This is a genomic window from Pseudomonas argentinensis (genome assembly GCF_001839655.2).
Taxonomy (GTDB): Bacteria; Pseudomonadota; Gammaproteobacteria; order Pseudomonadales; family Pseudomonadaceae; genus Aquipseudomonas; species Aquipseudomonas argentinensis_B.
In genome coordinates this window covers 3,913,894-3,937,199 of record NZ_CP056087.1, presented here as the reverse complement: position 1 = coordinate 3,937,199, position 23,306 = coordinate 3,913,894, and the positions used below count along the sequence as shown (strand labels likewise).

Genomic DNA, 23,306 nt, shown 5'->3' with positions numbered 1-23,306 from the left:
AGTCAGAAGCTATGAGCCTGGTGGTAAATCGCTTAAAACTGCGGGGGTGATTGCCGATAACCAGCTGCAGTGGTAAACCGTTGCCGTATCGACTGCCGACTATCGCATCCGCGCTCTCCGACCTGGCCCCAACGGAGCCACATTTGATCAATATTCCCTCTCGTAGCCTTGCGCTGGTGCGCCACCTGGCGCGCATTCAGCCAAGCACGCCGGTTCGCTATGCGGGCGCTGTCATGGTGATTGCGCTGTGTGGCGCGTTACGCTTGGAACTCTCCCTTACGGCGCTACCGTACCTGTTTTTCATACCTGGGCTGATGTTCATCGGTTTCTGCTTCGGGGTCGGCCCATCCGTGTTGGGCTGCGTTCTGGCGGTGCTCACCGCGCACTATTTCTTCATCGGCGAGATCGGCTTCAACGATGGCCTGACTGCCTGGATCAGCAGCGCGAGTTTCGCCCTGGTCACCTTCGGCATGGCCGTTGTCTGCGCCCTGTTCCGAAGAACCTTGAACGCACTCTCCGATGTCAACGATCGGCTGGAACATGAAGTCGAGCGGCGTACATTGGAGCGCGATGGCATCTGGAACGTATCCCCTGACCTGATCTGTACGCTGTCCGAGGGCGGAGACATCGTGGCGATGAATCCGGCCTGGCGAACCGAAACCGGGCATACCGACCAGGAACTCAAGGACGGTGCATTTTTCAGCTTCATCTCCCCCTCGCAACTGGCCGATGCGCTGCGCACCCTGGGCAAGGGGGCTATCGCGGAGCTCGATACCCAGGGCTTCTGCGCCGATGGCAAACCGCTGCACCTGAACTGGCGTATTGCCCGTCGGCAGGGCCTTTACTTCGCGGTGGCACGGGATATCACCTTGAACAAGGAGCGTCAGGAAGCGCTCGAGAAAGTCAGCTCGCAATTGCAGCAAAGCCAGAAGATGGAAGCTGTGGGCCAGCTGACGGGAGGCCTGGCCCACGACTTCAATAACCTGCTGACCGTGATCACCGGCAGCCTGGACATGCTGGAGCGGCGTATCGCCCAGGGAAACCAGGAGGATCTGCCGCGTTACGTCGAGCTTGCCCGCAATGCCTCCGGCCGGGCAGCCTCGCTGACCCACCGCCTGCTGGCCTACGCACGGCGTCAGCCGCTGGCAAGCTCAGTCGTCGACCTGGCGGTGCTGGCCCAGGACATGCGAGAGCTGATCAGCAGAACCCTCACACCGCGGATAGAACTGGAGATACTCGCACCGGAAAAAGCCTTGCTGTGCTTTTGTGATGCCCACCAGCTGGAAAACGCGATACTGAACCTGTGCATCAATGCACGCGACGCCATGCCCCAGGGCGGCCGGCTGCAGATCGAAATCAGCCAGACCCGCATCGACGCCGGGCAGGGCACTGCAACCCTGAACGCCGGGCAATACGCGCTTTTCCGGGTGACGGATACCGGAATGGGGATGCCACAAAGCGTGCTCGAGCGTGCGTTCGATCCCTTCTTTACCACCAAACCCCTGGGCTCTGGCACAGGCCTTGGTCTTTCCATGGTGTATGGCTTTGCCCAGCAATCATCGGGTGAGGCCCGGATCGAATCGGTAATGGGAAAGGGCACCACGGTAAGCCTTCTCCTGCCACTGCACCACAGTCAGGCCGCCCCCCTCGATGTCGGGGCGTCCGACAGTGTGGAACAGGATTTTCAAGCAGATAACGCCAGGATACTCGTGGTCGACGATGAGGAAGCCATTCGCGACCTCGTTGCCGAGGTGCTGGAGGAGGTCGGCTATCGGGTCACCAAGGCCGGGACCGCTGCACAAGCTCTTGGGAAGCTGCAAGGCGAATCCGACACAGCGCTACTGATCACGGACATCGGCCTGCCAGGCGGGATGAGCGGCGATGAATTGGCAGTGATCGCGCTCGACAGGCGCCCGGCGCTCAAGGTCCTGTTCATCTCAGGCTTCGTGGAAAATGCCGTCCCGGCGATCGCGCTGAAAAGCGGCCAGACCGAACTGCTGCTGAAGCCCTTCGCCGTGAAGGAGCTCAAGGCCACGGTTCAGCGCTTGCTCTCCCTGCGCTGAGCCGGCTCGGCGCCTCGACGCTGGGTGTGGCCGGTGCACTGGTAGACGACAATCTGCAGCATCAGCAGAGCGCCATGGGCGAATCCGAGGCGGCGCACCAGCGCACCCTGAGCCAACATCGTCACGCTCACCCAGATCGTCGGCACCATCCAGAGCATCGCCAGCCAGACCAACCCGCTGGCTGAACGCGGCGATCGAGGCGGCCCGAGCCGGGGAGGCGGGCGGAGGTTTGCGGTGGTGGCCGATGAGGTGCGCAGGCTGGCGACCCGGACGACACAAGCCACCGAGCAGGCGGCAAAGATGATGCGTACCTGAGGCCTTCACCACGGGCGGGTAGGCTCTGAAGCACTTGTGCAGAAGAGCGCTACCTTGTTCCCGTCAGGGTCGCGCAGATAGCCCACGAAGAACCTGGGGCTGTAGGCATCGCGAAAACCGGGGGCGCCCTCGTCCACGCCGCCGTGCCCCAGGCCCTCTGCATGCAGGCTTCGCACCTTTTCATGTGTCGGTGCGCGGAAGGCAACCATGGTGCCGTTGCCAACCGTCGCCGGTTGCCCGTCGTATGGAACGGTCACGTGAAAGGCACCCGGGCCATTTTCTCGATCCTCGACGCCGGGAATCGAGTAGCACAGCTGCTTTTCCCAACGCTCCACCTCGTATCCCAGCGGAATCAGGATCGCGTTATAGAACGTTTCTGCGGCGATCAAATCGTTGCTGCCGATCATGGTGTAGCTCAGCATGGTATGTACCTCCAGGTCTTCTGGCAGGGCTATGCCGAGAGCGCATTGCTCAAAGTGATTCCATCACCTGCGCCTCGACGAGCAGCCTCTTTTGGATCTGATTGAGCATTCGGTAGACAGCTTCAGGCTCTTCTTGCGTGAAGCCTTGGCTTGCGAGATCCGCCTCGTTTGGCGGAGCGTTCTCGATGAGAGTAGCCGTGTATCTGCTTGCGAATGCCTGGATCCTTGCAATCGCCATTGGGCATCTCGATTCGTCTGCAAAAAACGGAAAGATTAGTCCAGTACAGAGTGACGGCGACGTGCGCTTCATAGGGGCAAATGGCCGTGGTAGAGCTGTAGGGCGGCCTCGAGCACGGCACCGTCCGTCAGGCGTCGATCAGGTTTCCTGAACAACGCGCGTCGCAAGGGACACGAACCCGGTCAGGAACGAAAGCGCAATCGTCGCTCCTTTGCACTTCGAAGCGCGCGACTGTAGCTGTTGCAAAAGCCGCCCCGGCAGGCGATGAAGCTGCCGTTCGCCTGCTTGCGGCGAACCTCTCAGGTGCAAGACAGCGCTCGAGCGACGAAAGACAGCAGTAAATCTCGCCGTTGGCTGCCCTCGAAGGCTGCATGGGATAAGCTTCGCCCCTAATCAACCACCAAGCTGTGAACTGAACGATGGGTTTTGAGCAATTAGCGGATCTACGTGACCGCCTGCGGGCTGAAAAAGAGCAGGTGAAGACCGAGAGTACCAAGCAGCGCAAGCGGCCGGCTGCCTCGCCACGCAAGCCTCAGGACCAGGATCCTGCCCTGGAGGCGATCTGGCGTTTGCAGAAGCACTTCCCGCTGGCCTTCCCCGTTAACCCGGCGCCGAAGGTTCCTCTCAAGGAGGGCATTCTCAAGGATGCCGAACAGCACCTGGAGCAACTCGGTATCACCCAGGAGCAGCTCAAGCTCGGCCTGGCGTCCTGGTGTCGGGGCGGCCGGTACTGGGCAAGCATGGTCGAAAATGCCCCGCGCCTGGACTTGAACGGCCAGGCAGCTGGCAGCGTGACGGCGGCCCAGGCGCTGCATGCCAAGCAACAGGCCAGGCGCCAGCGCAGCCAGATGCGGCGGGCTCAGGCAAAGCCCAAGGAGCAGGCCGGCACGGCAGGTGAGGGTGCCTGACAGCCCGGTCAGCAGACGCAACGCCTGCCCGCAGTAGCGCAAACCAGCGAACCGCTGCCAGGGGCTTAGGGGCGTCGGCCCTGCGCTCAGGGTGGCGTCGCTGCCTGCCGTGGAGCCTCGAGTCATGCTGCCTAAACTCGGCCTGTGCCTGGGCGCCATGCTGTTGCCGTCGTTCACCGCCTGCACCGGCAAGCCCGTGGAGCGCAAGGTGGTCTACGAGAACTCGGTGTATCACTGGCGCATCGAGCATGTGGTCGTGCGTAACGTCCCGACGAGCAGCCATCAGGCCTAAGAGGTGTTCCTCGAGGATCGGCCGCTGGTATTGCCGGCGGCGGCCTTCAACGATCAGCGCGATATCGGCCAGTTCATCGCCGCCGGTGGCTTCGATGCCGGGCGCTGGCGCAACCAGTCGATCGTGGTGGCGTTCGAGAATATTCAGGCGCGCGAAGGGCAGGAGGTGCGGCTGATCCGCTCGGTGATGATCACCCCGGACTTCACCGACGGCGAGGTGCTGCTGACGAACCTGTACAGCCGGCAGGAGGTGGTGGTGCAACGGGTCGAGCCGAGCGACAGACCCTAGGCTTCGCGGTGGCTCAGTGCGTTGGCTTCGCGGGCGATGGCGAGGATGTTGGCCTTGGACTGTTTGCACAGGTGCGCATCGATGGCGCGGATGATCTCGTCGGTAACGGTCGAGTTCTGCGCCGCCACCAGGGCTTCGAGGCGCGGGGCCATGCCGACGGGCAGCCACTTGAGAATATCGGCGGAAAGATCTCGGACGGGGTGTTCGCTCAGATGCATTGTTAGGTCTTCCGTGAGAGTGGCTGCAGGCACAGAAAAGTGTGAACGCGATCTAAGTCCGAGGCCGTCTGTTGCTAATGGTTCCGCTTTTATTTTGCATATCATCGAAACATGAACCACTCTGCATTAACGCCGCGAAACAGTGGCGACGCTACGTCCTTGTGTGCCTGTCGAAATCCATGGAAAGGGTTATCTATGAGCGCCAAACCTACCAATCGCCAACTAGCCGATTATCTGGGCCTCTCTGAAGAGGAGGTCGGCAGCTACCGGCTCGATTCCATCCGCGAGGGCAGCCACTGGCGGGTCGCTTTCGCCATCGAAACGCCGGCGAGCCTGCGCCGCAAGTTGCCTGCTTGCCTGATGGTAGTGGTGCCGGGCAGTTGCCAGCCGGACAGCGCGCTTCGCCATCTTTGATCGCCATTGGCAGGCCCGACCGGGCTAGCCGCGCTGGGCCTGCAGGAACAGGGCGAACAACTCCGACTGCGACTTGATACTCAGCTTGCTGTAGACGTGCTTGCGGTGCACCTTCACGGTCTCCGCCGAAATGGCCAGCTTGCGGGCCACCTCCTTGCTGGAGTGGCCGGCGAGCATCAGGCGCACCACTTCCAGCTCACGGCCGGTCAGCGCCGTTTCCACCTGATGCGCCATCTGCTCCAGCCGTTCCTGCCAGGGCGGGGCGGCGGCGGGCTCGCTGGGTTCGGGCTCGAAGCTCAGGCGCTGGCGCATCAGCGCCGCCACCCAGGGCTGCACCAGGGAGAGCAGGGCGATCTGCTCCGGCAGGAAGCGTTGCCGTGAGCCCAGGGACAGGCACAGGGTGCGCGCGCCGGGCAGGGCGACGTTGAACTGCACCTCGTCGGCCACCACGTTGAGGCTGAAGTAGCGTTGGTAGTAGTCCGTCTGCTCGAAGCATTCCGGGGCGACGTCACTCAGGCGCACCAGGCCTTCCCGGCCGCTTTCCCGACTTCCGATATAGAAGGGGTCGAGCAGGTAGAGGCCGTGCAGGTAATCCTGGAACAGCAGATCCGGCGCACCATCGTCGCCCGGGCTTTCGGCCAGCACCTGGGGGCGCCCCTCGCTGAAGATCAACGCCACCCAGCTGTCGTGGTGCACGTACTGCGCCAGGGTGCGGGCCAGGGTGCGCCAGAACGGCGGGCTGTGCAGCGCCTCGATGAGCTCGGCCACGCTGCGGTGGAAGGCGATGTCGTGCAAGGTCATGGTCATCTGTCTACCCCTGTGGGGTTACCCCGCGTGCGTGATTTCGCCTGTTTGGCTCAGCCTCCATACTCGAACCCCGGCGGATCGGTGTCGGCATTCTGTGTGCCCCCTCCGCGTGATGCAACAACAAGAACGGAGCCCCGTCATGCAAGTCGAACTCGCTCAGCTCACCGGTCGTGACGGTGATACGGCCCACAACCTCGCCCAGGCCCTGGACGCCATCGCCTCGTGCCAGGCAGGCACCCGCCTGCTGGTGTTTCCGGAAACCTACCTGACCGGTTTCCCGACCCCAGGCAACATCGCCGCGCTGGCCGAGCCCCTGGATGGCCCGAGCCTGACCGCCATCGGCCGGGCCGCTGCGGCGCGTGGGCTGGCGGTGGCCATCGGCGTTGCCGAGAATGACGGCGGCAGCTTCTACAACACCACGGTGCTGCTGGACGGGCAGAACCTCCTGCTGAGCTACCGCAAGACCCACCTGTGGGCGTCTGACCGTGGTGTGTTCACCCCGGGCGACCGCTACGCCACGGCGCTGCTCGACGGCGTGCGGGTCGGCCTGCTGGTGTGCTTCGACATCGAGTTCCCGGAGAGCGCCCGGGCCCTCGGCGAGCTGGGCGCCGAATTGCTGATCGTCACCAACGGCAACATGGATCCCTACGGGCCGACGCACCGCACCGCGATCATGGCGCGGGCCATGGAAAACCAGGCCTATGCGGTGATGAGCAACCGGGTGGGCGAGGGCGACGGCGGCCTGGTGTTCGCCGGCGGCAGCGCGGTGGCCGACCCCAACGGCAGCCTGCTGCTGGAGGCCGGTCGCGAGCCGTGCCGGCAGACCGTCGCCCTGGACTTCCAGCGCCTGGCCGAGGCGCGCCGTGACTATCGGTACCTGGAAGAGCGGCGCATGCCGCTGTCGGGCACGCGCGTCGACCACGCCAATGGCCTGCGTGAACTGCTGATCCCCTGATTGACCTGCCGGGCGCCATAGAAGCGCCCGCTGCGGCCCTGCCGCGTGCTTTTGCCGACTTCGGCTCTGCCATAACAACATACAAAACTGGAGTAGCAACTAGGGTCTGTTGGCGCTTCACGCACGGCCGCGCCGGAGCCCGTTTTGTCGCGAGGCAAGGCACGAGCCGCGAAGTTTAGCTAGCTAAATGAGCCGGCGAGAAACGCCGCATCGCGACAAAACGGGCCCGGCCCTTCGGGTTGCGCGGGAAATCTCGCCATGCGTCGTTGGAGGACTTGAAAAGGGAACGCCATTCCCTGCGTCCTCCGCCTCGCCTGGCGAGATTTCTCGCGGCAACGCGGCTCGCGCTGAAACGTCAACAGACCCTAAAGGCTCGTCTGCAACGATCCCTGTCTCTGGGCGCGGTGGTGCTGTTCGGCATCGCCTACATGACGCCGATCATCGTGCTCGGCACCTTCGGCATTCTCGCCGAGATCACCCGCGGCGCCGTCCCGGCCGCCTACGTGGCCGCGTCGCTGGCAATGTTCTTCACCGCCCTCAGCTATGCCCGCATGGCCAGGCTGTTTTCGGTCGCCGGTTCGGCCTACAGCTACGTGCGGCGCAGCATCAGTGATCACCTGGGTTTCATCGCCGGTTGGGCGGTGCTGCTCGACTACCTGTTCCTGCCCATGGCCATCTGGCTGATCGGCGCGGCCTACCTGCACTCGGCGTTCCCGCAGTTACCCCAGGCGCTGTGGGTGCTGACCTTCATCGTGGTTACCAGCCTGATCAACGTGGTGGGCCTGCGCCTGGCCAAGGGTATCAACGGCGTGTTGATGCTGGTGCAATTCCTGGTGCTGCTGGCGTTCGTGGCGCTGTGCGTACACTACGTGCTGGGCGATGCCAGCAAGCCGCTGTGGTCGCTCGAGCCCTTCATCGGCGAGGGCATGAACCTGCACCTGGTGATGGCCGGTGCGGCGGTGGCCTGTTACTCGTTCCTGGGCTTCGATGCGGTCAGCACCCTGACCGAGGAAACCCATGACCCGGAGCGCACCATTCCGCGGGCAATCCTGCTGATCACCCTGATCGGCGGGCTGATCTTCGTGACCACGGCCTACTTCGTACAGCTGGCCCACCCCTCCCTGGTGTTCCAGAGCAGCGATGCGGCGGCCTACGAGATCGCCCGCAATATCGGCGGCGATGTGTTCGTGTCGGTGTTCCTTATCGGCCTGATCGTCGGCCAGTTCACCTCCGGCCTGGCGGCCCAGGCCAGCGCCTCGCGGCTGATGTTCGCCATGGGTCGCGATGGCGTGCTGCCCCGTGCGCTGCTGGGCACCCTGAGCCCGCGCTTCGGCACGCCGGTGGGCGCCATCCTGGTGTGCGCCGTGGTGGCCCTGCTGGCCCTGAAGCTGGACGTGACCACCTCGACCTCGTTCATCAACTTCGGCGCCTTCCTGGCCTTCAGCCTGGTCAACCTCTCGGTGATCGTCCACTTCGCCCGCCAACCCCAGGTGCGCGGCCCGCTGCAGCTGCTGCTGCACCTGCTGTGCCCGCTGATCGGCCTGCTGGCGACGCTATGGCTGATGGCCAGCCTCGACCGCCTGGCGATCATGCTCGGCTGCGCCTGGCTGGTACTTGGCGGCCTTTACCTGGTCTGGCTGACCGGCGGCTTGCGCCGCCCACCGCCGCAGCTGCAGTTCGACGCGGAGTAGTGCGTAGGTGGGGCGAGCCGCCCCGGAAGGCGGTTCGCAGAGCGCGACCTGCCTGCATCGGGGCAAATCTGCGCCAAATGCCCCTTTTCAGAGCTCCCTGCGCGTCTACAAAAGGTGCCTGCTGAGCCGCGCTGGGTAATGCGTAGGTCGTGAACTGGCATGAGCAATCCCCAGCATGAGCAGCAGTAGATGGTTCGAACAGTCGGCGACAGGCCACGATTAGCGTCGCATTAAATCGTGGTTTGTCCCCCCGATGGTTCGGAAGCAGTACACCTTGTTCTGGCCGGTGGACTGTTCGCTGTGCTCCTGAGTCCACCCTACGCGCTTGGCGCGGATCATCTTTTTATCAATTTGTGCGCGGGGCTAGCGTCCTTCTCATCAGGTAGGTGCCATTTGTTTTGCCTCTCTGAGGTTGATTCTTGCCTTATGTCCATGCTTTTGCAGCATATGCAAAAGGTTTGCTCCACTCAGAAGGACAAGTGGCTTTCCAGCTGCGAAAGCATATGAGTCTGGACCGTAATCGGATGTGGTAACCAAGATTCCTTTGGTTGCGCCTTCGTTAAGCACTGTTCCATAAAGGTCGCGCACAGCACCGACCCCGACGGTGTTGGTATACCGCTTGGCTTGGATCACGATTTTTCCACCACGAATAGGATCTGGGTCAAAAGCTACTGCATCAACACCGCCATCGCGACTTGCCTGAGTAACCTTAACTTCACCACCGTTCACCGAAAATTCTTGCTCGAATAGCTCTCGAATCAGGTGTTCAAAGTCTTCCCATCCCATTGCAGCGAGATTGACGCTCTCGTCAAGCGTGCTTGCTACGTCATATGAGGATATAAAGCGAGTATCATCTTTGCGGAGCTGCATAATTGGCGCTACGGGAGCTAGCCCGTGAAGTTTAGAACTTCCGACTCCTTTCATAGACTTGAAGCAAGCCTTGGGATCTACTTGATCAAGATTGATTTGAGTGAATTCGGCTTTGCTAGCTCTGATCGATAGAACACAAGAAGTCACCGCTTTGCCTGTTGACCTGTTTACAGCAGTTACAATTCCGTTAAAGTTCACTGCTTCAAGCGCATCAATCACATCTGCTTCAAATAACTCGTGCAAGGTGCGGAGAGATACTTGGTAGAGCACGTCGTCATACAGTTTTGAAGCTTGGGCTTCGGTGATAGTACTTTCTTCGAAGTCGTCCCGGCTAGCTACATATTTTACTGATTTTAAGCGAGGTAGAGCATCTGGTGCTGGAAGATGGTAGTCTAAGATCAGTGTCTTAGAAGCAGGGTCATAATCTAGATCAAATTCTTGAGGAAAGAATTCGGGATACTTTGATGAGGATAAAGCAAGGTCGCAATACTCAACTATCGCCTCGGGTTCAAATGCCTCGTATTTCATTCGTTTTTTATCTATTTGGGCATGTTCTGCCGCTCTTTCTCCTCTGTATTCGTCTCGCCTGATTTCCCAGGCGGCAATTTCTGCTGTATGAGATTTTTTTAATTTGTCTACTATTTTGGCGTGGTTCTCTAGGGCTGCTTGATGCGCTTTCTCTACCACTGCGCAATGTTCCTTCCACGCTATCTTGTCGGCAGCAAAAACAGCTTCGGCTGCTGCTAGAAGGCGGGCTTTTCGGGAGGGTATAAGCCACTCCAGAAGACCCAGCTTAGGATTGTATTTTTGATCCTCTCTTTGGGGGTCTCTTGGAAAATCGGCCCTTTGGGGCTCGAGTGGAAGCTTTAGAGGGGCTGGACCTTTTTCGGGGAAGGGGGCCTTGTTCTTAAGGCTTTCCCACTCAATCGCGTCATTGACTTCAAGCGTTGCTTTGAGGATGTTGCTTAAAGCATCGAGCTCAGCTTGAGCTGCCCGCGTTTGTTTCGATGCCAGCGCTTTACTTTCTTCTGTCATTCTTTTGCAAGCAGCACGATCTGCCTTCTGCTGCTCTCGTTCTGAGACTACCTCCCATCGTTGGTCCCATTCTTCAGCTTGCATCCTAGCTTTAGAGTCGATGATGAACTCGCAGTCACCCTTGATAACACGATGCTTTTTCAGGCCGTCATGCCAGATTTCTAGGCGGTAGCTGGGGATGCCACGAGCGCTGTATTTGGTTTCGATCCGGCCGAATCGGGTCATCATCTTATCTCTCCCTGCGATCTTGGTTGCTGACCAACTGGCGTGCTGGTGGCATTGAGCCAGCTAGTAGGTGTTGGAAACATACCGTGTTTTACAATCTTTTCCAGCATGCTGTTTAGCTCTACTGGGCCGCTGATCGCTTTTAATTGAAAGCCTTAGCTCGCCAACGCCCTCGTTCTCCGCCTTCCATCGACAGCTCACCCTGCACGCCTCAGCCCGTAATCTGCGACAATCGCCGCTTTCCCGCGAACCGCCCCGAGCCTGATGACCGACGCCCCCTTCGATATCGCCGCCCTGCAGAAGAACCTCGACCACGCCATGATCGCCGACCGCCATCGTTTGCGGCGGCAGTTGCACGAGCTGCAGAAAAAGCCCGACGCAACCAAGCAGGCGCAGTGGCTGGAGCGTTTTCAGGCCTCGTGCGCCAAGGTTGAGACGCGGCGGCTGAGCGTGCCGGTGATGCGCTATGACGACGCCTTGCCGATCGCCGCCAAGCGCGACGAGATCAAGGCGGCGCTTGAAAAACATCAAGTGCTGGTGATCGCCGGCGAAACCGGTTCGGGCAAGACCACCCAGCTACCGAAGATCTGCCTGGAGATCGGTCGTGGCCAGCACGGCCTGATCGGCCATACCCAGCCGCGACGGCTGGCGGCGCGCAGCGTAGCCACGCGGGTGGCGGAAGAGATCGGCACGCCGCTCGGTGAGCTGGTCGGCTACCAGGTGCGCTTCGAGGATCAGAGCAAGGACAGCACGCTGATCAAGCTGATGACCGACGGCATCCTGCTCGCCGAAACCCAGCACGACCGCTACCTGGAAAAGTACGACACCCTCATCGTCGACGAGGCCCACGAACGCAGCCTCAATATCGACTTCCTCCTGGGGTATCTGAAAACCCTGCTGCCGCGCCGGCCCGACCTCAAGGTGATCATCACCTCGGCGACCATCGACCTGGAGCGATTCTCCAAGCACTTCGGTGGGGACGGGCTGCCGGATGCGCCCATCGTCGAGGTTTCCGGGCGCACCTATCCGGTGGAAACCTGGTACCGCCCGCTGGCCGCCGAGGTGGACGAGGAGGGTGAAAGCCTGCTCGACGACCTGACCGTCGACCAGGGCATTCTCGCGGCGCTGGACGAGATTGCCGCCCACGAGAAAAGTGTCGGCCAGCGCCCCGGCGATGTGCTGATCTTCCTGCCCGGCGAGCGTGAGATTCGCGATGCCGCCGAGGTGCTGCGCAAGGCCAACCTGCGCTTCACCGAAGTGCTGCCGCTGTATGCGCGGCTGACGCCGGCCGAGCAGCAGAAGATCTTCGCGCCCATGGCCGGGCGCAAGATCGTGCTGGCCACCAACGTGGCGGAAACCTCGCTGACGGTGCCGGGCATTCGCTACGTGATCGACAGCGGCACCGCGCGCATCAGCCGCTACAGCTACCGCGCCAAGGTGCAGCGCCTGCCTATCGAGGCGATTTCCCAGGCCAGCGCCAACCAGCGCAAGGGCCGATGCGGGCGGGTCGAGCCGGGCATCTGCGTGCGCCTGTACAGCGAGGAGGATTTCCTCGGCCGGCCGACTTTCACCGACCCGGAAATCCTGCGTACCAACCTGGCGGCGGTGATCCTGCAGATGCTCCATCTGCGCCTGGGCAATATCGAGGATTTCCCCTTTATCGAGCCACCGGACGGCAAGGCCATCAGCGATGGTTTCAACCTGCTGCAAGAGCTTTCGGCGGTCAATCGAGAAGGCCAGCTGACGCCACTGGGTCGCCAGCTGGCGCGCCTGCCCATCGACCCGCGACTGGGCCGCATGGTGCTCGAAGCGGCCAAGCTGGGCAGCCTGCCGGAACTGCTGATCGTCGCCAGTGCGCTGTCGGTGCAGGACCCACGCGAGCGGCCGATGGACCGCCAGCAGGCGGCCGATCAGGCCCACGCGCAGTGGAAGGATGTGGATTCCGACTTCGCTGCGCTGATCAACCTGTGGCGCGGCTTCGAGGAAAAACGCCAGGAGCTGGGTTCCAACCCGCTGCGCACCTGGTGCAAGAAGAACTTCCTCAACTACATGCGCCTGCGCGAATGGCGCGATGCCCATCGCCAGCTGGTGCTGCTGGCCAAGGATCTGCAACTGACGCCCGCCAGGGCCGCGGCGCAAACCGCCGAGGGCGGCAAGCCCGCGCCAAAGCCGGTGCAGGCCACCACAGATACCAAGGTCAACGTGATCCTGCGCGAGCAGGCCGAGGCCAGCGAGGCGGCGCAGCGTGCCAAGGGTTATGCAGCCGTGCACAAGGCGATTCTCAGCGGCCTGCTCAGCCAGATCGGCCAGAAAGCCGAGGAGGGCGATTTTCTCGGTGCCCGCCAGCGGCGCTTCTGGGTGCATCCGTCGTCGGTGATCGGCCGCAAGAAACCCAACTGGATCATGGCCGCCGAGCTGGTCGAGACCACCAAGCTGTTCGCCCGCCAGGTGGCGAAGATCGAGCCGGACTGGATCGAGCCGCTGGCCGGCCACCTGATCAAGAAGAACCACTTCGAGCCGCACTGGGAGAAGAAGCGTGGCCAGGTGGTGGCCTACGAGCAGGTCACCCTGTACGGGCTGATCGTGGTGGGGCGCCGCCCGGTGCATTACGGGCCCATCGACCCGCAGGCCTCGCGCGAGCTGTTTATCCGCGAAGGCCTGGTGCGCGGTGAAATCAACAGCCGCGCCAAGTGCCTGAACGCCAACCGCGAGCTGCTGGAGAAGCTCGACGAGCTGGAAGCCAAGGCGCGTCGCCGCGACATCCTCGCCGACGAGGAAACCCTGTTCGCCTATTACGAGGCGCGCATCCCGGAGGACATCAACCAGGCGGCCACCTTCGAGAGCTGGTACAAGCGCGAGAGCGCCAAGGACCCGCAACTGCTGATGATGCGCGAGGAGGACGTGCTGGCCCGGGAGGCGCTGGAAGTCACCGCTGCGCAGTACCCGGACACCCTGCATATCGGCGAGCTGCAATTGCCGCTGACCTATCACTTCGAGCCCAATCACCCGCGCGACGGCGTGACCCTGCGCGTGCCGGCGCCGCTGTTGCCGCAATTACCAGCAGAGCGCCTGGAGTGGCTGGTGCCGGGGCTGATCGAAGCCAAGGCCATCGACCTGGTGCGCGGCCTGCCCAAGGCCATTCGCAAGAACTTCGTGCCGGTGCCGGACTTCGTCGGCGCCGCCCTGAGCAAGCTCACCTTCGGCCAGGGCAGCCTGCCGGAAAGCCTGGCCCGCGAGCTGCAACGCATGACCGGTGCACGGATCGACAGCGAGGCCTGGATCGAGGCCACCCGCCAGCTCGAAGATCACCTGAAGATGAACATCGAGGTGGTCGACACCCACGGCAAGCTGCTCGGCGAAGGCCGCGACCTGGCCGAGCTGACCGCCCGCTTCGCCGAGGCCAGCCAGGCCGCGCTGGCCATTCCGCGAACCGACAAGGTGCAGAAGCCGGTGGAAGCCAAGGGCTTTGCCCAGGTCGCCGAGAAGACCCAGCAGAAGGTGGCCGGGCTGTCCATGACCGTGTTCCCGGCGCTGGTGGAGTCTGCCGGGAGCGGTTCTGATGGAGAGCGCGGCGTGGTCAAGGAAGGGCGCTTCCCGACCCGGGCCGAAGCCGAGTTCCAGCACCGCCGAGCCTTGCAGCGCCTGCTGCTGCAACAGCTGGCCGAACCGGCCAAGTACCTGCGCGGCAAGCTGCCGGGCCTGACCGAACTGGGCCTGTTGCACCGCGAGCTGGGCCGCGTAGAGGCGCTGGTCGAAGACATCCTGCTGGCCAGCCTGGACAGCTGCATCCTCGACGGTGAGCAGCCGTTGCCCCGCGACGGCGCTGCCCTGGCCGCCCTGGCCGAGAAGAAACGTGGCGCCTGGGCCGAGCACGCCGAAAAGCTGGCGCGCCTGACCCTGGAAATCCTCAAGCTGTGGCACGGCCTGCAGAAGCGCTTCAAGGGCAAGATCGACCTGGCCCAGGCGGTGGCGCTCAACGACATCAAGGCGCAGCTGGGCAACCTCGTCTATCCCGGCTTCGTACGCGAAACCCCGGCCGAATGGCTCAAGGAACTGCCGCGCTACCTCAAGGCCATCGAGCAACGCTTCGACAAGATCGCCGCCCAACTGCAACGCGACCGGGTGTGGAGCGGCGAGCTGGCCGGCTACTGGGAGCAATACCAGGCGCGCCTGAGCAAGCACCTGCAGGAAGGCAAGCGCGACCCCGAACTGCAGACCTACCGCTGGATGCTCGAGGAATACCGCGTATCCCTCTGGGCCCAGCAGCTGGGTACCAGGATGGCCGTGTCTGACAAGCGCCTGAGCAAGCAGTGGAGCCAGGTGGAAGGCTGATAGTGCTCTTGTAGCCCGGGTCGAGCGCAGCGACATCCGGGAGATCGATGCCCTGGGTATCGCTGCGCTCAACCCAGGCTACGAAGCAGATCTGCTCGTGCTTTTGTGGGAGTGCGCCATGCGCGCGAAACTACGGGGGGCAGGTTCCTATGCCGCTGCGGCTGCAGTGCAGAACCGTAGGGCGGATGTCGCTCTTTACATCCGCCATGGTGGATCGGTGAAGCGTGATCCACCCTACACTGTCCTGGCGGCAGCCGCTCGCGCAGTTTCACGACTGGGCGTCCCCGCACGTTCCCACAAAAAACGTGCAGGGATGCTGTCATTTGTCAATTTCCGTTCCAACAAGCCGTGCTATGACCTTGGCATCGTGCTCGCGCTTAGTCGAGCACGGTCAAGCCAGGCCATTTCGTCAGCCACTGTTTGCTATACAGCCGCTTCAGAAATAGCTGCCTTTTCTCGTCTCGAAACCTTCCGGCTGGCCGTACGACGAGATCGAAAAGATCATCCAAGCCGAATGGCGCGGCGACTTCCACTTCGCCACTCGCGCTCAGCCGCACGGCCACTGCCGTTGCGGTGTCGGGCCAATAAGCCATCGCGCCCGTTGCCGACTCGTAAGGTCGATCACCATTGCGCAGGTGCATGCGTGCCTGGTTCTTTACCGACCAGTTCAGCGTGTTATCCGCGTTCAGCAGCCTGGCTTCCAACTCAAAGTCCCGCTCCGGCAGTGGATTATCCGGATCGAACCAGATCACATCGATATCAGTCGGCAGGGGCGATGGGGCGTGGCCATGCAGGTGATCCCAAACGGCACATCGGATAAAGCCCGCGGCCACCCAGCAGTCTGGCAGGCGTAAGTCACGCACGTGCTGCAGAATCTCCCAGCGGCGTGCGTCAGCGCTCATGAGAGCCTGGATATGGGAAAGGGGATTCATGTGGATTACCGCGAGTGGGAGACATGGCTACTTACGCCATATCGCTTTCGCGAAACTCCTCCGCCAGAAAGTCGATCAGCGTACGCACCGACGGCAGCAGGCCGCGGCGTGACGGGAAGGTGGCATGGACGATGCCGCATTTGGGCTCCCAGCCCGGCAGCATTTCCACCAGGGTGCCGGCCTCCAGATCCTTGCGCACGGCTACCCGGGGCACGTGGGCGATGCCGACGCCGGCCAGGGTGCCGTGGCGCAGGGCGATCAGGTCGTCGGTGACCATGCGCGGGCGATGGGGGATGACCAGCCTGCCGTCGTCCGGGCCGAACAGTTCCCACTGGTATTCACGCTGCGAGCCGCCCCAGTGAAGGCTCGGCAACTGGCCCAGGTCGGCGGGCTGGAATGCCTTCGGCAGCTGCTTGAGGAAATCCGCACGGCCCACCAGGCACTGGCGGCTGTTGCCGAGCACCTTCATCACCATGTCGGTATTTTCCAGGGGCGGGAAGCGCACGCGCAGGGCGATATCGAAGCCTTCGTGGAGCACGTCGACACGTCGGTTGGTGCTCTCGATAAACAGCTCCACCGCCGGGTAGCGCAGCATGAAACGAGTCAGCATCGGCCCGACCCAGGAATTCAGCAGCGTGGTCGGGCAGGCCAGGCGCACCAGGCCGCGGGGCTCGCTGCGGTTGCGCTCGATCACCTCGGCGGCGCCCTCGGCTTCCACGCGCATGGCCACGCAACGCTGGTAGTACTCCTGGCCGATCTCGGTCAGCGAGCAGTGCCGGCTGGTACGTTGCAGCAGGCGCACGCCCAGGCGCTCCTCGAGCAGGGCGATGCGCCGGCTGAGTTTGGACTTGGGAATATCCAGCGCGCGGCCGGCCGGGGCGAAGCCGCCGTGCTCCACCACCTGGGTGAAGTAGTAGAGCGTGTTCAGGTCTTCCATGGGTTTACCGTTCTGAAAATGGAACGCTAGAGGCGATTTTTGCCGTCTGGTGCGAGATGGGTGCCGAATTTAATCTTTCTCACATGCAGCGACAACTGCAAACCACCCAAACGAATCAGCCGAATGAATCGGCAACCCACCAAGAAAGAGGATCGCACCATGACCAACGCCATCGCCTACAACCGCCTGGACAAAGACAACGCCGCCGTTCTGCTGGTCGACCACCAGGCCGGTCTGCTGTCCCTGGTACGTGACATCGACCCGGACAAGTTCAAGAACAACGTGCTGGCCCTGGCCGATCTCGCCAAGTTCTTCAACCTGCCGACCATACTCACCACCAGCTTCGAAACCGGCCCCAACGGCCCGCTGGTACCCGAGCTGAAAGAGATGTTCCCGGAAGCGCCGTACATCGCCCGCCCTGGCCAGATCAACGCCTGGGACAACGAAGATTTCGTCAAGGCGATCAAGGCCACCGGCAAGAAACAGCTGATCATCGCCGGTGTGGTGACCGAAGTGTGCGTGGCGTTCCCGGCCCTGGCCGCCATCGAAGAGGGCTTCGACGTGTTCGTGGTCACCGATGCCTCCGGCACCTTCAACCAGATCAGCCGTGATTCGGCCTGGCAGCGCATGACCGCTGCTGGCGCCCAGCTGATGAATTGGTTCGCCGTGGCCTGCGAGCTGCACCGCGACTGGCGCAACGACGTGGAAGGCCTGGCGAAGATCTGCTCGGACCATATCCCCGACTACCGCAACCTGATGACCAGCTACGCGGCGCTGACCGCCAGCAAGTAAGCCTGATTCATCCGCCAAGGCACCTCCTGCAGGTGCCTTTTTGCGTTGTCGATCACCTCGGCAACCCGCCGTTTCGCTTGCCGGTGACTGACACACTTGCTCATCAATGGCCCGCCGGACCACAGGGCCGTTAGCCCGAACCTTTCGCCAAAGCGCTTCGTCGTACCAGAACGAACCACGCGCAGGAGAGGGACATGCTGACTGATCCAAAGACCCGTTATCGGCCATACACAGACGCATCAGGGGGCTGGGGATCGGCCAAGTCGGTGGCAGGCATCGTGCTGCGCGAACAGGCGGTGGTGAAGATCGGCGCGGCGCTGCTCAAGCAGAACAAGCCCGATGGGTTTGCCTGCGTGAGCTGCGCCTGGGCCAAGCCGGGCGACACCCACCCGATGGAGTTCTGCGAGAACGGCGCCAAGGCCACGGCCTGGGAGCTGACCGCCAAGCGCAGCAGCCCTGAGTTCTTCGCCGAGCACAGCGTCAGCGAGCTGCGCGGCTGGTCGGCCCACGCCCTGGAGCAGCATGGCCGCCTGACCCACCCGCTGCGCTACAACCGGGCCACCGACCGTTACGAGGAAACGGGCTGGGAAACCGCCTACCAGGAAATCGGCGCCAGCCTGCGTGCCCTGCAGCCGGACGAGGTGGTGTTCTATGCCTCCGGGCGCGCCTCCCTGGAAGCCTCGTTCATGTACCAGCTGCTGGCCCGCGCCTATGGCACCAACAACCTGCCGGACAGCTCCAACATGTGCCACGAGAGCACTTCGGTGGGCCTGCAGGAAAGCATCGGGGTGCCGGTCGGCACGGTAACCCTGAACGATTTCGAGCACACCGACTGCCTGCTGTTCTTCGGCCAGAACGTCGGCAGCAACAGCCCGCGCATGCTCCATCAATTGCAGGAGGCGCGGCAGCGCGACGTGCCGATCATCACCTTCAACCCTTTGAAGGAGCGCGGCCTGCAGGAGTTCGTCAACCCACAGTCGCCGGGCGAGATGCTCGGCCCGAACTCGACGCAGATCAGCACCCAGTATCACCAGGTGGCCATCGGTGGCGATACCGCGGCCATCGTCGGCATCGCCAAGGCGCTGCTCGATCTGCACGATGCGGCCCTGCAGCGCGGCGAGCCCGGCGTGTTGGACATGGCCTTCATCGCCGAGCACACCAGTGGCGCCGACGATTTCATCGCCTACGTGCGTGGGCAGGACTGGACCGAGATCGAAGCCATCACCGGCCTCAAGCGTGCGGCCATGGAAGCCACGGCGCTGGTCTATGCGCAGTCGCAGCGGGTGATGATCGTCTACGGCATGGGCCTGACCCAGCACCGCCAGGGTGTGCAGAACGTGCAGATGCTGGTGAACCTGCTGTTGCTGCGCGGCAATATCGGCAAACCTGGCGCCGGCATCTGCCCGGTACGCGGGCACTCCAATGTGCAGGGCCAGCGCACCGTGGGTATTTCCGAAGACCCGGCCAAGGTGCCGGTCGAACTGATCGAGCAGTATTTCAAGTTCAAGGTGCCCGAGCGCATGGGCTTGAACACCGTCGACGCCTGCACCGCCATGCTCGATGGCCGGGTGCGTGGCTTCGTCAGTCTGGGCGGCAACTTCCTGCGGGCGGTGCCGGATACCGGGCAGATCGAGCCGGCCTGGCAGCGCCTGGCGCTCAATGTGCAGGTGGCCACCAAGCTCAACCACTCGCACCTGCTGCCCGGCGAACAGGCCTGGCTGCTGCCGTGCCTGGGGCGTATCGAGATCGACCGCCAGGATGGCGTCGAGCAGAGCCACAGCACCGAAGACAGCACCGGCTGCATCCACGGCTGGCGCGGCAAGAGCGAACCGGCCAGCGAGCAGCTGCGCTCGGAGCCGGCCATCATCGCCGGGCTGGCGCGGGCCACCTTGAGCGCCGAGATCGGTATCGACTGGGACGCCTGGCGCCGCGATTACGGGCTGATTCGCCAGGCCATCGGCCAGGTGTACCCGGAGATCTTCCACGACTTCGAACAGCGCATGTGGGAGCCCGGTGGCTTTCACCGGCCGTTGGGGGCGACGCAGCGCGAATGGGCGACCGAGAGCGGCAAGGCGCAATTCGTGGTGCCGCGGTGCCTGATCGCCGACGACGACGTGAGCGCGCCCTACGGCCGGCGCGACGTGCTGCAGCTGATGACGATCCGCAGCAACGACCAGTTCAATACCACCATCTATGGTTACGACGATCGCTTCCGCGGCGTGCATGGCACCCGTTCGGTGATCTTCATGAACGCCGACGACATCGTGCGCCTTGGCCTGGCTGGCGGCGACTGGGTGGACGTGACCACCGCCGTGGAGCCAGAGGTGGAGCGTCAGGTCGGGCCGCTGCAGATTCTCGCCTACGACATCCCCCAGGGCTGCTGCGCCGCCTATTACCCGGAGTGCAACCCGCTGGTGCCGCTCTGGCATCATGCCGAGCGCAGCAAGGTGCCGGCAGCCAAGTCGATTCCGGTGACGCTGAGCCTGAGCACCGCCACGGCGCCGGGTGATGCACGGCCGGTATTGATCGCCGCGCAGCGCTGATCAGTTCGCCGCTTCGCGGCACTGGACAAGCGAAGCGGCAGCAAGGGAGCGGAGCGGTCCGTGTCCGCTGCTCGGATCGGTGGAACTTCAAGCGGCGGGCTTTTCTCCCAATTTGTAACGCAGGCGATGGTGCCTGCGGCGATTGCGCTTCACACGTGGCGGCAACCGTGAATCCACCAGCAACCAGCAGGAGAGTCCGATGACCCGCAATACCACCAACCAGTTCGCCATGCAGAACCCGCTGACTCAGTATCCGCAGCCCGAATTTCCGGCGCAGCACCAGCCTGAGCCGGGCCTGGACAGCAAAATGAAGCCCGAGCCGGATCACGGCGAGGAAAGCTACGTGGGCTTTGGCCGGCTGGCGGGCCGCAAGGCGCTGATCACCGGAGGTGATTCCGGTATTGGACGCGCCGCCGCCATCGCCTATGCCCGTGAAGGCGCCGACGTGGTGATCAACTATCTCCCCGAGGAAGAGTCGGACGCCCGTGAAGTGATAGCGCTGATCGAGGCCGAGGGCCGTCGCGCGGTGGCCATTCCCGGCGACCTGAAGGACGAAGCCTTTTGCGTGTCGCTGATCAAGGATGCCGTGGCGGCGCTGGGTGGCCTGGACATTCTGGTCAACGTGGCCGGCAAGCAGATCACCCAGAAGCATATTTCCGAGATCACCACCGAGCAGTTCGACCACACCTTCAAGACCAACGTCTACGCCATGTTCTGGCTGTGCAAGGCGGCGGTGGCGCATATGCCGCCGGGGGCGGCGATCATCAACACGGCGTCGATCCAGTCCTATGATCCGTCCGGCACGCTGCTCGACTACGCCTCCACCAAGGCGGCCATCGTCGCTTTCACCAAGGCGCTGTCCAGCCAGGTGATCGAGCAGGGCATCCGCGTCAACGCGGTCGCGCCGGGGCCGATCTGGACCGTGCTGCAGCCCAGCGACGGCCAGCCCCGGGAAAAGATTCCCACCTTCGGCTCCCAGGTGCCGATGAAGCGCCCGGGTCAACCCGCCGAATGTGCGCCGCTGTACGTGCTGCTGGCGTCCCAGGAGTCGAGCTACATCACCGGTGAAACCTTTGGGGTGACCGGCGGCAAGCCGCTGCCGTAATGCCCTGGGGTCCGCAGTACGCCCGCCGCGGGCCCGTTTCGCCAATTTCGCCCATCTCCAAGAAAGGTGCGCGCCATGACCCTACACGTCGTTCACTTCACGGCACCGATCAATTCCCACACTTGCGGACAGCTGATCGACAGCTGCACCAAGGCACTGCAGCAGGGCGCCAGCCGCATCGTCCTGAAGATCGCCACCATGGGTGGTGAATGCAGCTACGGTTTTTCCCTGTACAACTTCCTGATTTCCCTGCCCGTGCCGGTGCATACCCATAATCTGGGTACCGTCGAGTCGATGGGCAACATCATTTTTCTCGCCGGGCAGCGGCGCACTGCCTGTGCGTACAGCAAGTTCCTGTTCCACCCCTTTCACTGGACGCTGAACGGCTCGGTGGATCATGCGCGCATGGCCGAATATGCCATGAGCCTCGATTACGATATGCACCTGTACCGGCGCATCGTCGAAGAGCGCACCGAAGGCGCGCGCCAGCCGCTGGACATAGTCGCCTGCCTGACCGCGTCGCCGCGTATCGTCGATGCCGAGCAGGCCCTGGGTGCAGGGCTGATCGACGAGGTGGACTGCCTGACGGCTCAAGCGGATGCCGTGCAGTGGGTGGTGCACTCCTAGCCCGCCACGCGTTTGCGCGAAAGGCGCCGCCCTGGCGGGATCGATAGCGGTGTTGCCCCGAGCACGAGGTACACGCGCCACGCGCCGAGTGGAGGCTCCCACACGCTTGCGGGGAGCCCCTTCTGCCCCGCTTATTCGTCGAGCTTGCGGCGGGCCTGTTCCGATGCCTGCTTGATCTTTTCCGCTTCCTGTTCCTTGGTCTTGATCGAGGTGGGGGTGATCGCCCGATCCACGGCTTCGGTCTTCTCCCCAGGGCGCTGGTTTTCCTTTTTCACCACGTTGACGTTGTCGCCTTGCACATCTTTGGCCGGGCTGTTCGGTGGTGTCGGGTTGATTGGCGTCTGGCTCATGGGCGCTTTCCTTTTTGGCTGGATAGTCAGAGGGGCTGATCAGGCAGCCCTTGATAGTTACGAGGCCGCGACCGGCCGTTGAGTTCGCACAATCGACGCTTGTATCCGGATGCTTCAGGCATGCAGGTTTGGTGGCTTCCGAACGCTAGAAAACCTGAATCCCTGAGCGCCGGCCGAATCGAATGCAGCGACAGTCACTAATCATGTGGAGAACGACATGGGCGAATTCAGGATTTATCTCGATGACGAGCTGCAGTGCACGACCACCTCGCCAGCGCTGGCACAGGCCGCCTGGAACCGTGCTTCACGCGATGCGCGGGTGGCCGAGAAGGGCGGCTCGGTGCGTGCCTACGAAGGGGAGGTGACCGTGGCAGAGATGCGCCCCGAGCCGCGCGTAGGTCACCCCTGGCCCGATGGCCGTGACCACCAGCCCGATCTGCGTGACGTCTGGGACAGCTTGATGCGCGTCCTCAACCAGCAAGGACTGGATGATCAGGCGCTGACCGGTGCGTTGAACCGCTTTGGGCTGGTCACCAGGAGCGTGGAGGCTTCGGTGCAGGACGAGCTGGGCGGTCGTACCGTGCCCTCGGCAGCCGAACTGGTGGTGCTACTCGATGCCGTCTACCAGGATCGCCAACGCGAGCCCCAGGCGTGAGTCTCAAGGCAGGCGCAACTGGTTCACGCAATGGCGTTTGTAAAGCTCGGGCCTTTCGCGGTGGATGTACGCTTCGATCCGCTCGATGATGGCGAAAACCTCCATCGGAGTCAGCGATGTGCTGCATGGGATATCGCGAACTTCGAAGGAGGTGGTTGAATCCGTTTCCGACAGTCGCACCACCATTCGGCTAGGCGACTCCAATGACACCTGTACAACAAGTGGTTGGAAATAGTTGTACAGCAACTTAGCGGCGTCCAGGAATTTAATCGTTGCCACAGATATTGCTCTC

General features: G+C 62.8%; 23 protein-coding genes. 14 read left to right on the top strand and 9 right to left on the bottom strand.

All coding sequences use genetic code 11. The features are described from left to right. The first annotated feature begins 143 nt into the window (after positions 1–143). Entirely contained in the window at positions 144–2,063 is a 1,920-nt protein-coding gene (locus SA190iCDA_RS17710) for an ATP-binding protein (protein ID WP_083329767.1), read from the top strand. Here the strand turns inward: SA190iCDA_RS17710 and SA190iCDA_RS23565 are convergent. After that, a complete protein-coding gene (locus SA190iCDA_RS23565; protein WP_170833935.1) occupies positions 2,039–2,212 on the bottom strand; it encodes a hypothetical protein in 174 nt (57 codons plus the stop codon). The genes SA190iCDA_RS17710 and SA190iCDA_RS23565 overlap by 25 nt on opposite strands. Between SA190iCDA_RS23565 and SA190iCDA_RS17705 the strand changes: the two genes are divergently transcribed. Beyond that, positions 2,181–2,378, top strand: a complete 198-nt coding sequence (locus SA190iCDA_RS17705) for a methyl-accepting chemotaxis protein (protein ID WP_083329766.1) — start codon at positions 2,181–2,183, stop codon at positions 2,376–2,378. The genes SA190iCDA_RS23565 and SA190iCDA_RS17705 overlap by 32 nt on opposite strands. A gap of 5 nt (positions 2,379–2,383) precedes the next feature. On the opposite strand, the gene SA190iCDA_RS17700 is transcribed toward SA190iCDA_RS17705, so the two are convergent. Further along, positions 2,384–2,800, bottom strand: a complete 417-nt coding sequence (locus SA190iCDA_RS17700) for a VOC family protein (protein WP_070885372.1) — start codon at positions 2,798–2,800, stop codon at positions 2,384–2,386. 657 nt (positions 2,801–3,457) lie between these two features. On the opposite strand from SA190iCDA_RS17700, the gene SA190iCDA_RS17695 reads away from it, so the two are divergent. From SA190iCDA_RS17695 to SA190iCDA_RS17685, 3 genes are all read left to right on the top strand, one after another. After that, positions 3,458–3,946, top strand: coding sequence for a ProQ/FinO family protein (locus tag SA190iCDA_RS17695; RefSeq protein ID WP_070885370.1), 489 nt, complete (start codon positions 3,458–3,460; stop codon positions 3,944–3,946). Between the two features lie 124 nt (positions 3,947–4,070). Further along, positions 4,071–4,238 carry a hypothetical protein gene (locus SA190iCDA_RS17690; protein ID WP_236100888.1) on the top strand — a complete coding sequence of 56 codons (168 nt, stop codon included), beginning with the start codon at positions 4,071–4,073 and terminating at the stop codon, positions 4,236–4,238. Between the two features lie 3 nt (positions 4,239–4,241). Beyond that, a complete protein-coding gene (locus SA190iCDA_RS17685; RefSeq protein WP_236100885.1) occupies positions 4,242–4,526 on the top strand; it encodes a hypothetical protein in 285 nt (94 codons plus the stop codon). Here SA190iCDA_RS17685 and SA190iCDA_RS17680 read toward each other — a convergent pair. Then, complete coding sequence (locus tag SA190iCDA_RS17680; RefSeq protein ID WP_070885369.1) at positions 4,523–4,744, bottom strand: hypothetical protein; 222 nt, start codon at positions 4,742–4,744, stop codon at positions 4,523–4,525. The two genes, SA190iCDA_RS17685 and SA190iCDA_RS17680, sit on opposite strands and share 4 nt — an antisense overlap. A gap of 195 nt (positions 4,745–4,939) precedes the next feature. Between SA190iCDA_RS17680 and SA190iCDA_RS17675 the strand changes: the two genes are divergently transcribed. Beyond that, complete coding sequence (locus tag SA190iCDA_RS17675; RefSeq protein ID WP_070885368.1) at positions 4,940–5,158, top strand: hypothetical protein; 219 nt, start codon at positions 4,940–4,942, stop codon at positions 5,156–5,158. A 24-nt stretch (positions 5,159–5,182) separates the two neighbouring features. On the opposite strand, the gene SA190iCDA_RS17670 is transcribed toward SA190iCDA_RS17675, so the two are convergent. Beyond that, complete coding sequence (locus tag SA190iCDA_RS17670; protein ID WP_070885367.1) at positions 5,183–5,965, bottom strand: response regulator transcription factor; 783 nt, start codon at positions 5,963–5,965, stop codon at positions 5,183–5,185. Positions 5,966–6,104: 139 nt separating this feature from the next. Here SA190iCDA_RS17670 and SA190iCDA_RS17665 point away from each other — a divergent pair, with 139 nt between their 5' ends. Together SA190iCDA_RS17665 and SA190iCDA_RS17660 are read left to right on the top strand one after the other, a co-directional pair. Next, on the top strand, positions 6,105–6,920 hold the full coding sequence (locus SA190iCDA_RS17665) for a carbon-nitrogen hydrolase family protein (RefSeq protein ID WP_070885366.1): 816 nt from the start codon (positions 6,105–6,107) through the stop codon (positions 6,918–6,920). Positions 6,921–7,348: 428 nt separating this feature from the next. Further along, positions 7,349–8,611 carry an APC family permease gene (locus tag SA190iCDA_RS17660; RefSeq protein WP_070885751.1) on the top strand — a complete coding sequence of 421 codons (1,263 nt, stop codon included), beginning with the start codon at positions 7,349–7,351 and terminating at the stop codon, positions 8,609–8,611. 378 nt (positions 8,612–8,989) lie between these two features. Here the strand turns inward: SA190iCDA_RS17660 and SA190iCDA_RS17655 are convergent, their stop codons facing one another. After that, entirely contained in the window at positions 8,990–10,744 is a 1,755-nt protein-coding gene (locus SA190iCDA_RS17655; RefSeq protein ID WP_083329763.1) for a restriction endonuclease, read from the bottom strand. 261 nt (positions 10,745–11,005) lie between these two features. Here SA190iCDA_RS17655 and hrpA point away from each other — a divergent pair, with 261 nt between their 5' ends. Next, entirely contained in the window at positions 11,006–15,073 is a 4,068-nt protein-coding gene (hrpA, locus tag SA190iCDA_RS17650) for an ATP-dependent RNA helicase HrpA (RefSeq protein ID WP_070885365.1), read from the top strand. Positions 15,074–15,450: 377 nt separating this feature from the next. Here hrpA and SA190iCDA_RS17645 read toward each other — a convergent pair whose 3' ends face one another. Then, complete coding sequence (locus SA190iCDA_RS17645) at positions 15,451–16,005, bottom strand: nucleotidyltransferase family protein (RefSeq protein ID WP_070885364.1); 555 nt, start codon at positions 16,003–16,005, stop codon at positions 15,451–15,453. A gap of 31 nt (positions 16,006–16,036) precedes the next feature. After that, entirely contained in the window at positions 16,037–16,942 is a 906-nt protein-coding gene (locus tag SA190iCDA_RS17640; RefSeq protein WP_070885363.1) for a LysR substrate-binding domain-containing protein, read from the bottom strand. 159 nt (positions 16,943–17,101) lie between these two features. Between SA190iCDA_RS17640 and ycaC the strand changes: the two genes are divergently transcribed. From ycaC to SA190iCDA_RS17620, 4 genes are all read left to right on the top strand, one after another. Beyond that, a complete protein-coding gene (gene ycaC / locus SA190iCDA_RS17635) occupies positions 17,102–17,734 on the top strand; it encodes an isochorismate family cysteine hydrolase YcaC (protein ID WP_070885750.1) in 633 nt (210 codons plus the stop codon). 194 nt (positions 17,735–17,928) lie between these two features. Further along, a complete protein-coding gene (locus tag SA190iCDA_RS17630) occupies positions 17,929–20,277 on the top strand; it encodes an FdhF/YdeP family oxidoreductase (protein WP_070885362.1) in 2,349 nt (782 codons plus the stop codon). A 199-nt stretch (positions 20,278–20,476) separates the two neighbouring features. Further along, entirely contained in the window at positions 20,477–21,382 is a 906-nt protein-coding gene (locus SA190iCDA_RS17625) for an SDR family oxidoreductase (RefSeq protein ID WP_070885361.1), read from the top strand. A 75-nt stretch (positions 21,383–21,457) separates the two neighbouring features. Beyond that, positions 21,458–22,009 carry an ATP-dependent Clp protease proteolytic subunit gene (locus SA190iCDA_RS17620; RefSeq protein ID WP_070885360.1) on the top strand — a complete coding sequence of 184 codons (552 nt, stop codon included), beginning with the start codon at positions 21,458–21,460 and terminating at the stop codon, positions 22,007–22,009. Between the two features lie 131 nt (positions 22,010–22,140). Here SA190iCDA_RS17620 and SA190iCDA_RS17615 read toward each other — a convergent pair whose 3' ends face one another. Beyond that, the gene (locus SA190iCDA_RS17615) at positions 22,141–22,359 is read right to left on the bottom strand and encodes a hypothetical protein (RefSeq protein ID WP_070885359.1); all 219 of its coding nucleotides are present in this window, start codon (positions 22,357–22,359) and stop codon (positions 22,141–22,143) included. 217 nt (positions 22,360–22,576) lie between these two features. Between SA190iCDA_RS17615 and SA190iCDA_RS17610 the strand changes: the two genes are divergently transcribed. Further along, positions 22,577–23,014: a hypothetical protein gene (locus SA190iCDA_RS17610; protein WP_070885358.1), complete on the top strand. Its 438-nt coding sequence runs from the start codon at positions 22,577–22,579 to the stop codon at positions 23,012–23,014. Between the two features lie 3 nt (positions 23,015–23,017). Here the strand turns inward: SA190iCDA_RS17610 and SA190iCDA_RS17605 are convergent, their stop codons facing one another. Further along, the gene (locus SA190iCDA_RS17605; protein WP_070885357.1) at positions 23,018–23,293 is read right to left on the bottom strand and encodes a DUF1652 domain-containing protein; all 276 of its coding nucleotides are present in this window, start codon (positions 23,291–23,293) and stop codon (positions 23,018–23,020) included. Between the last annotated feature and the right edge of the window lie 13 nt (positions 23,294–23,306).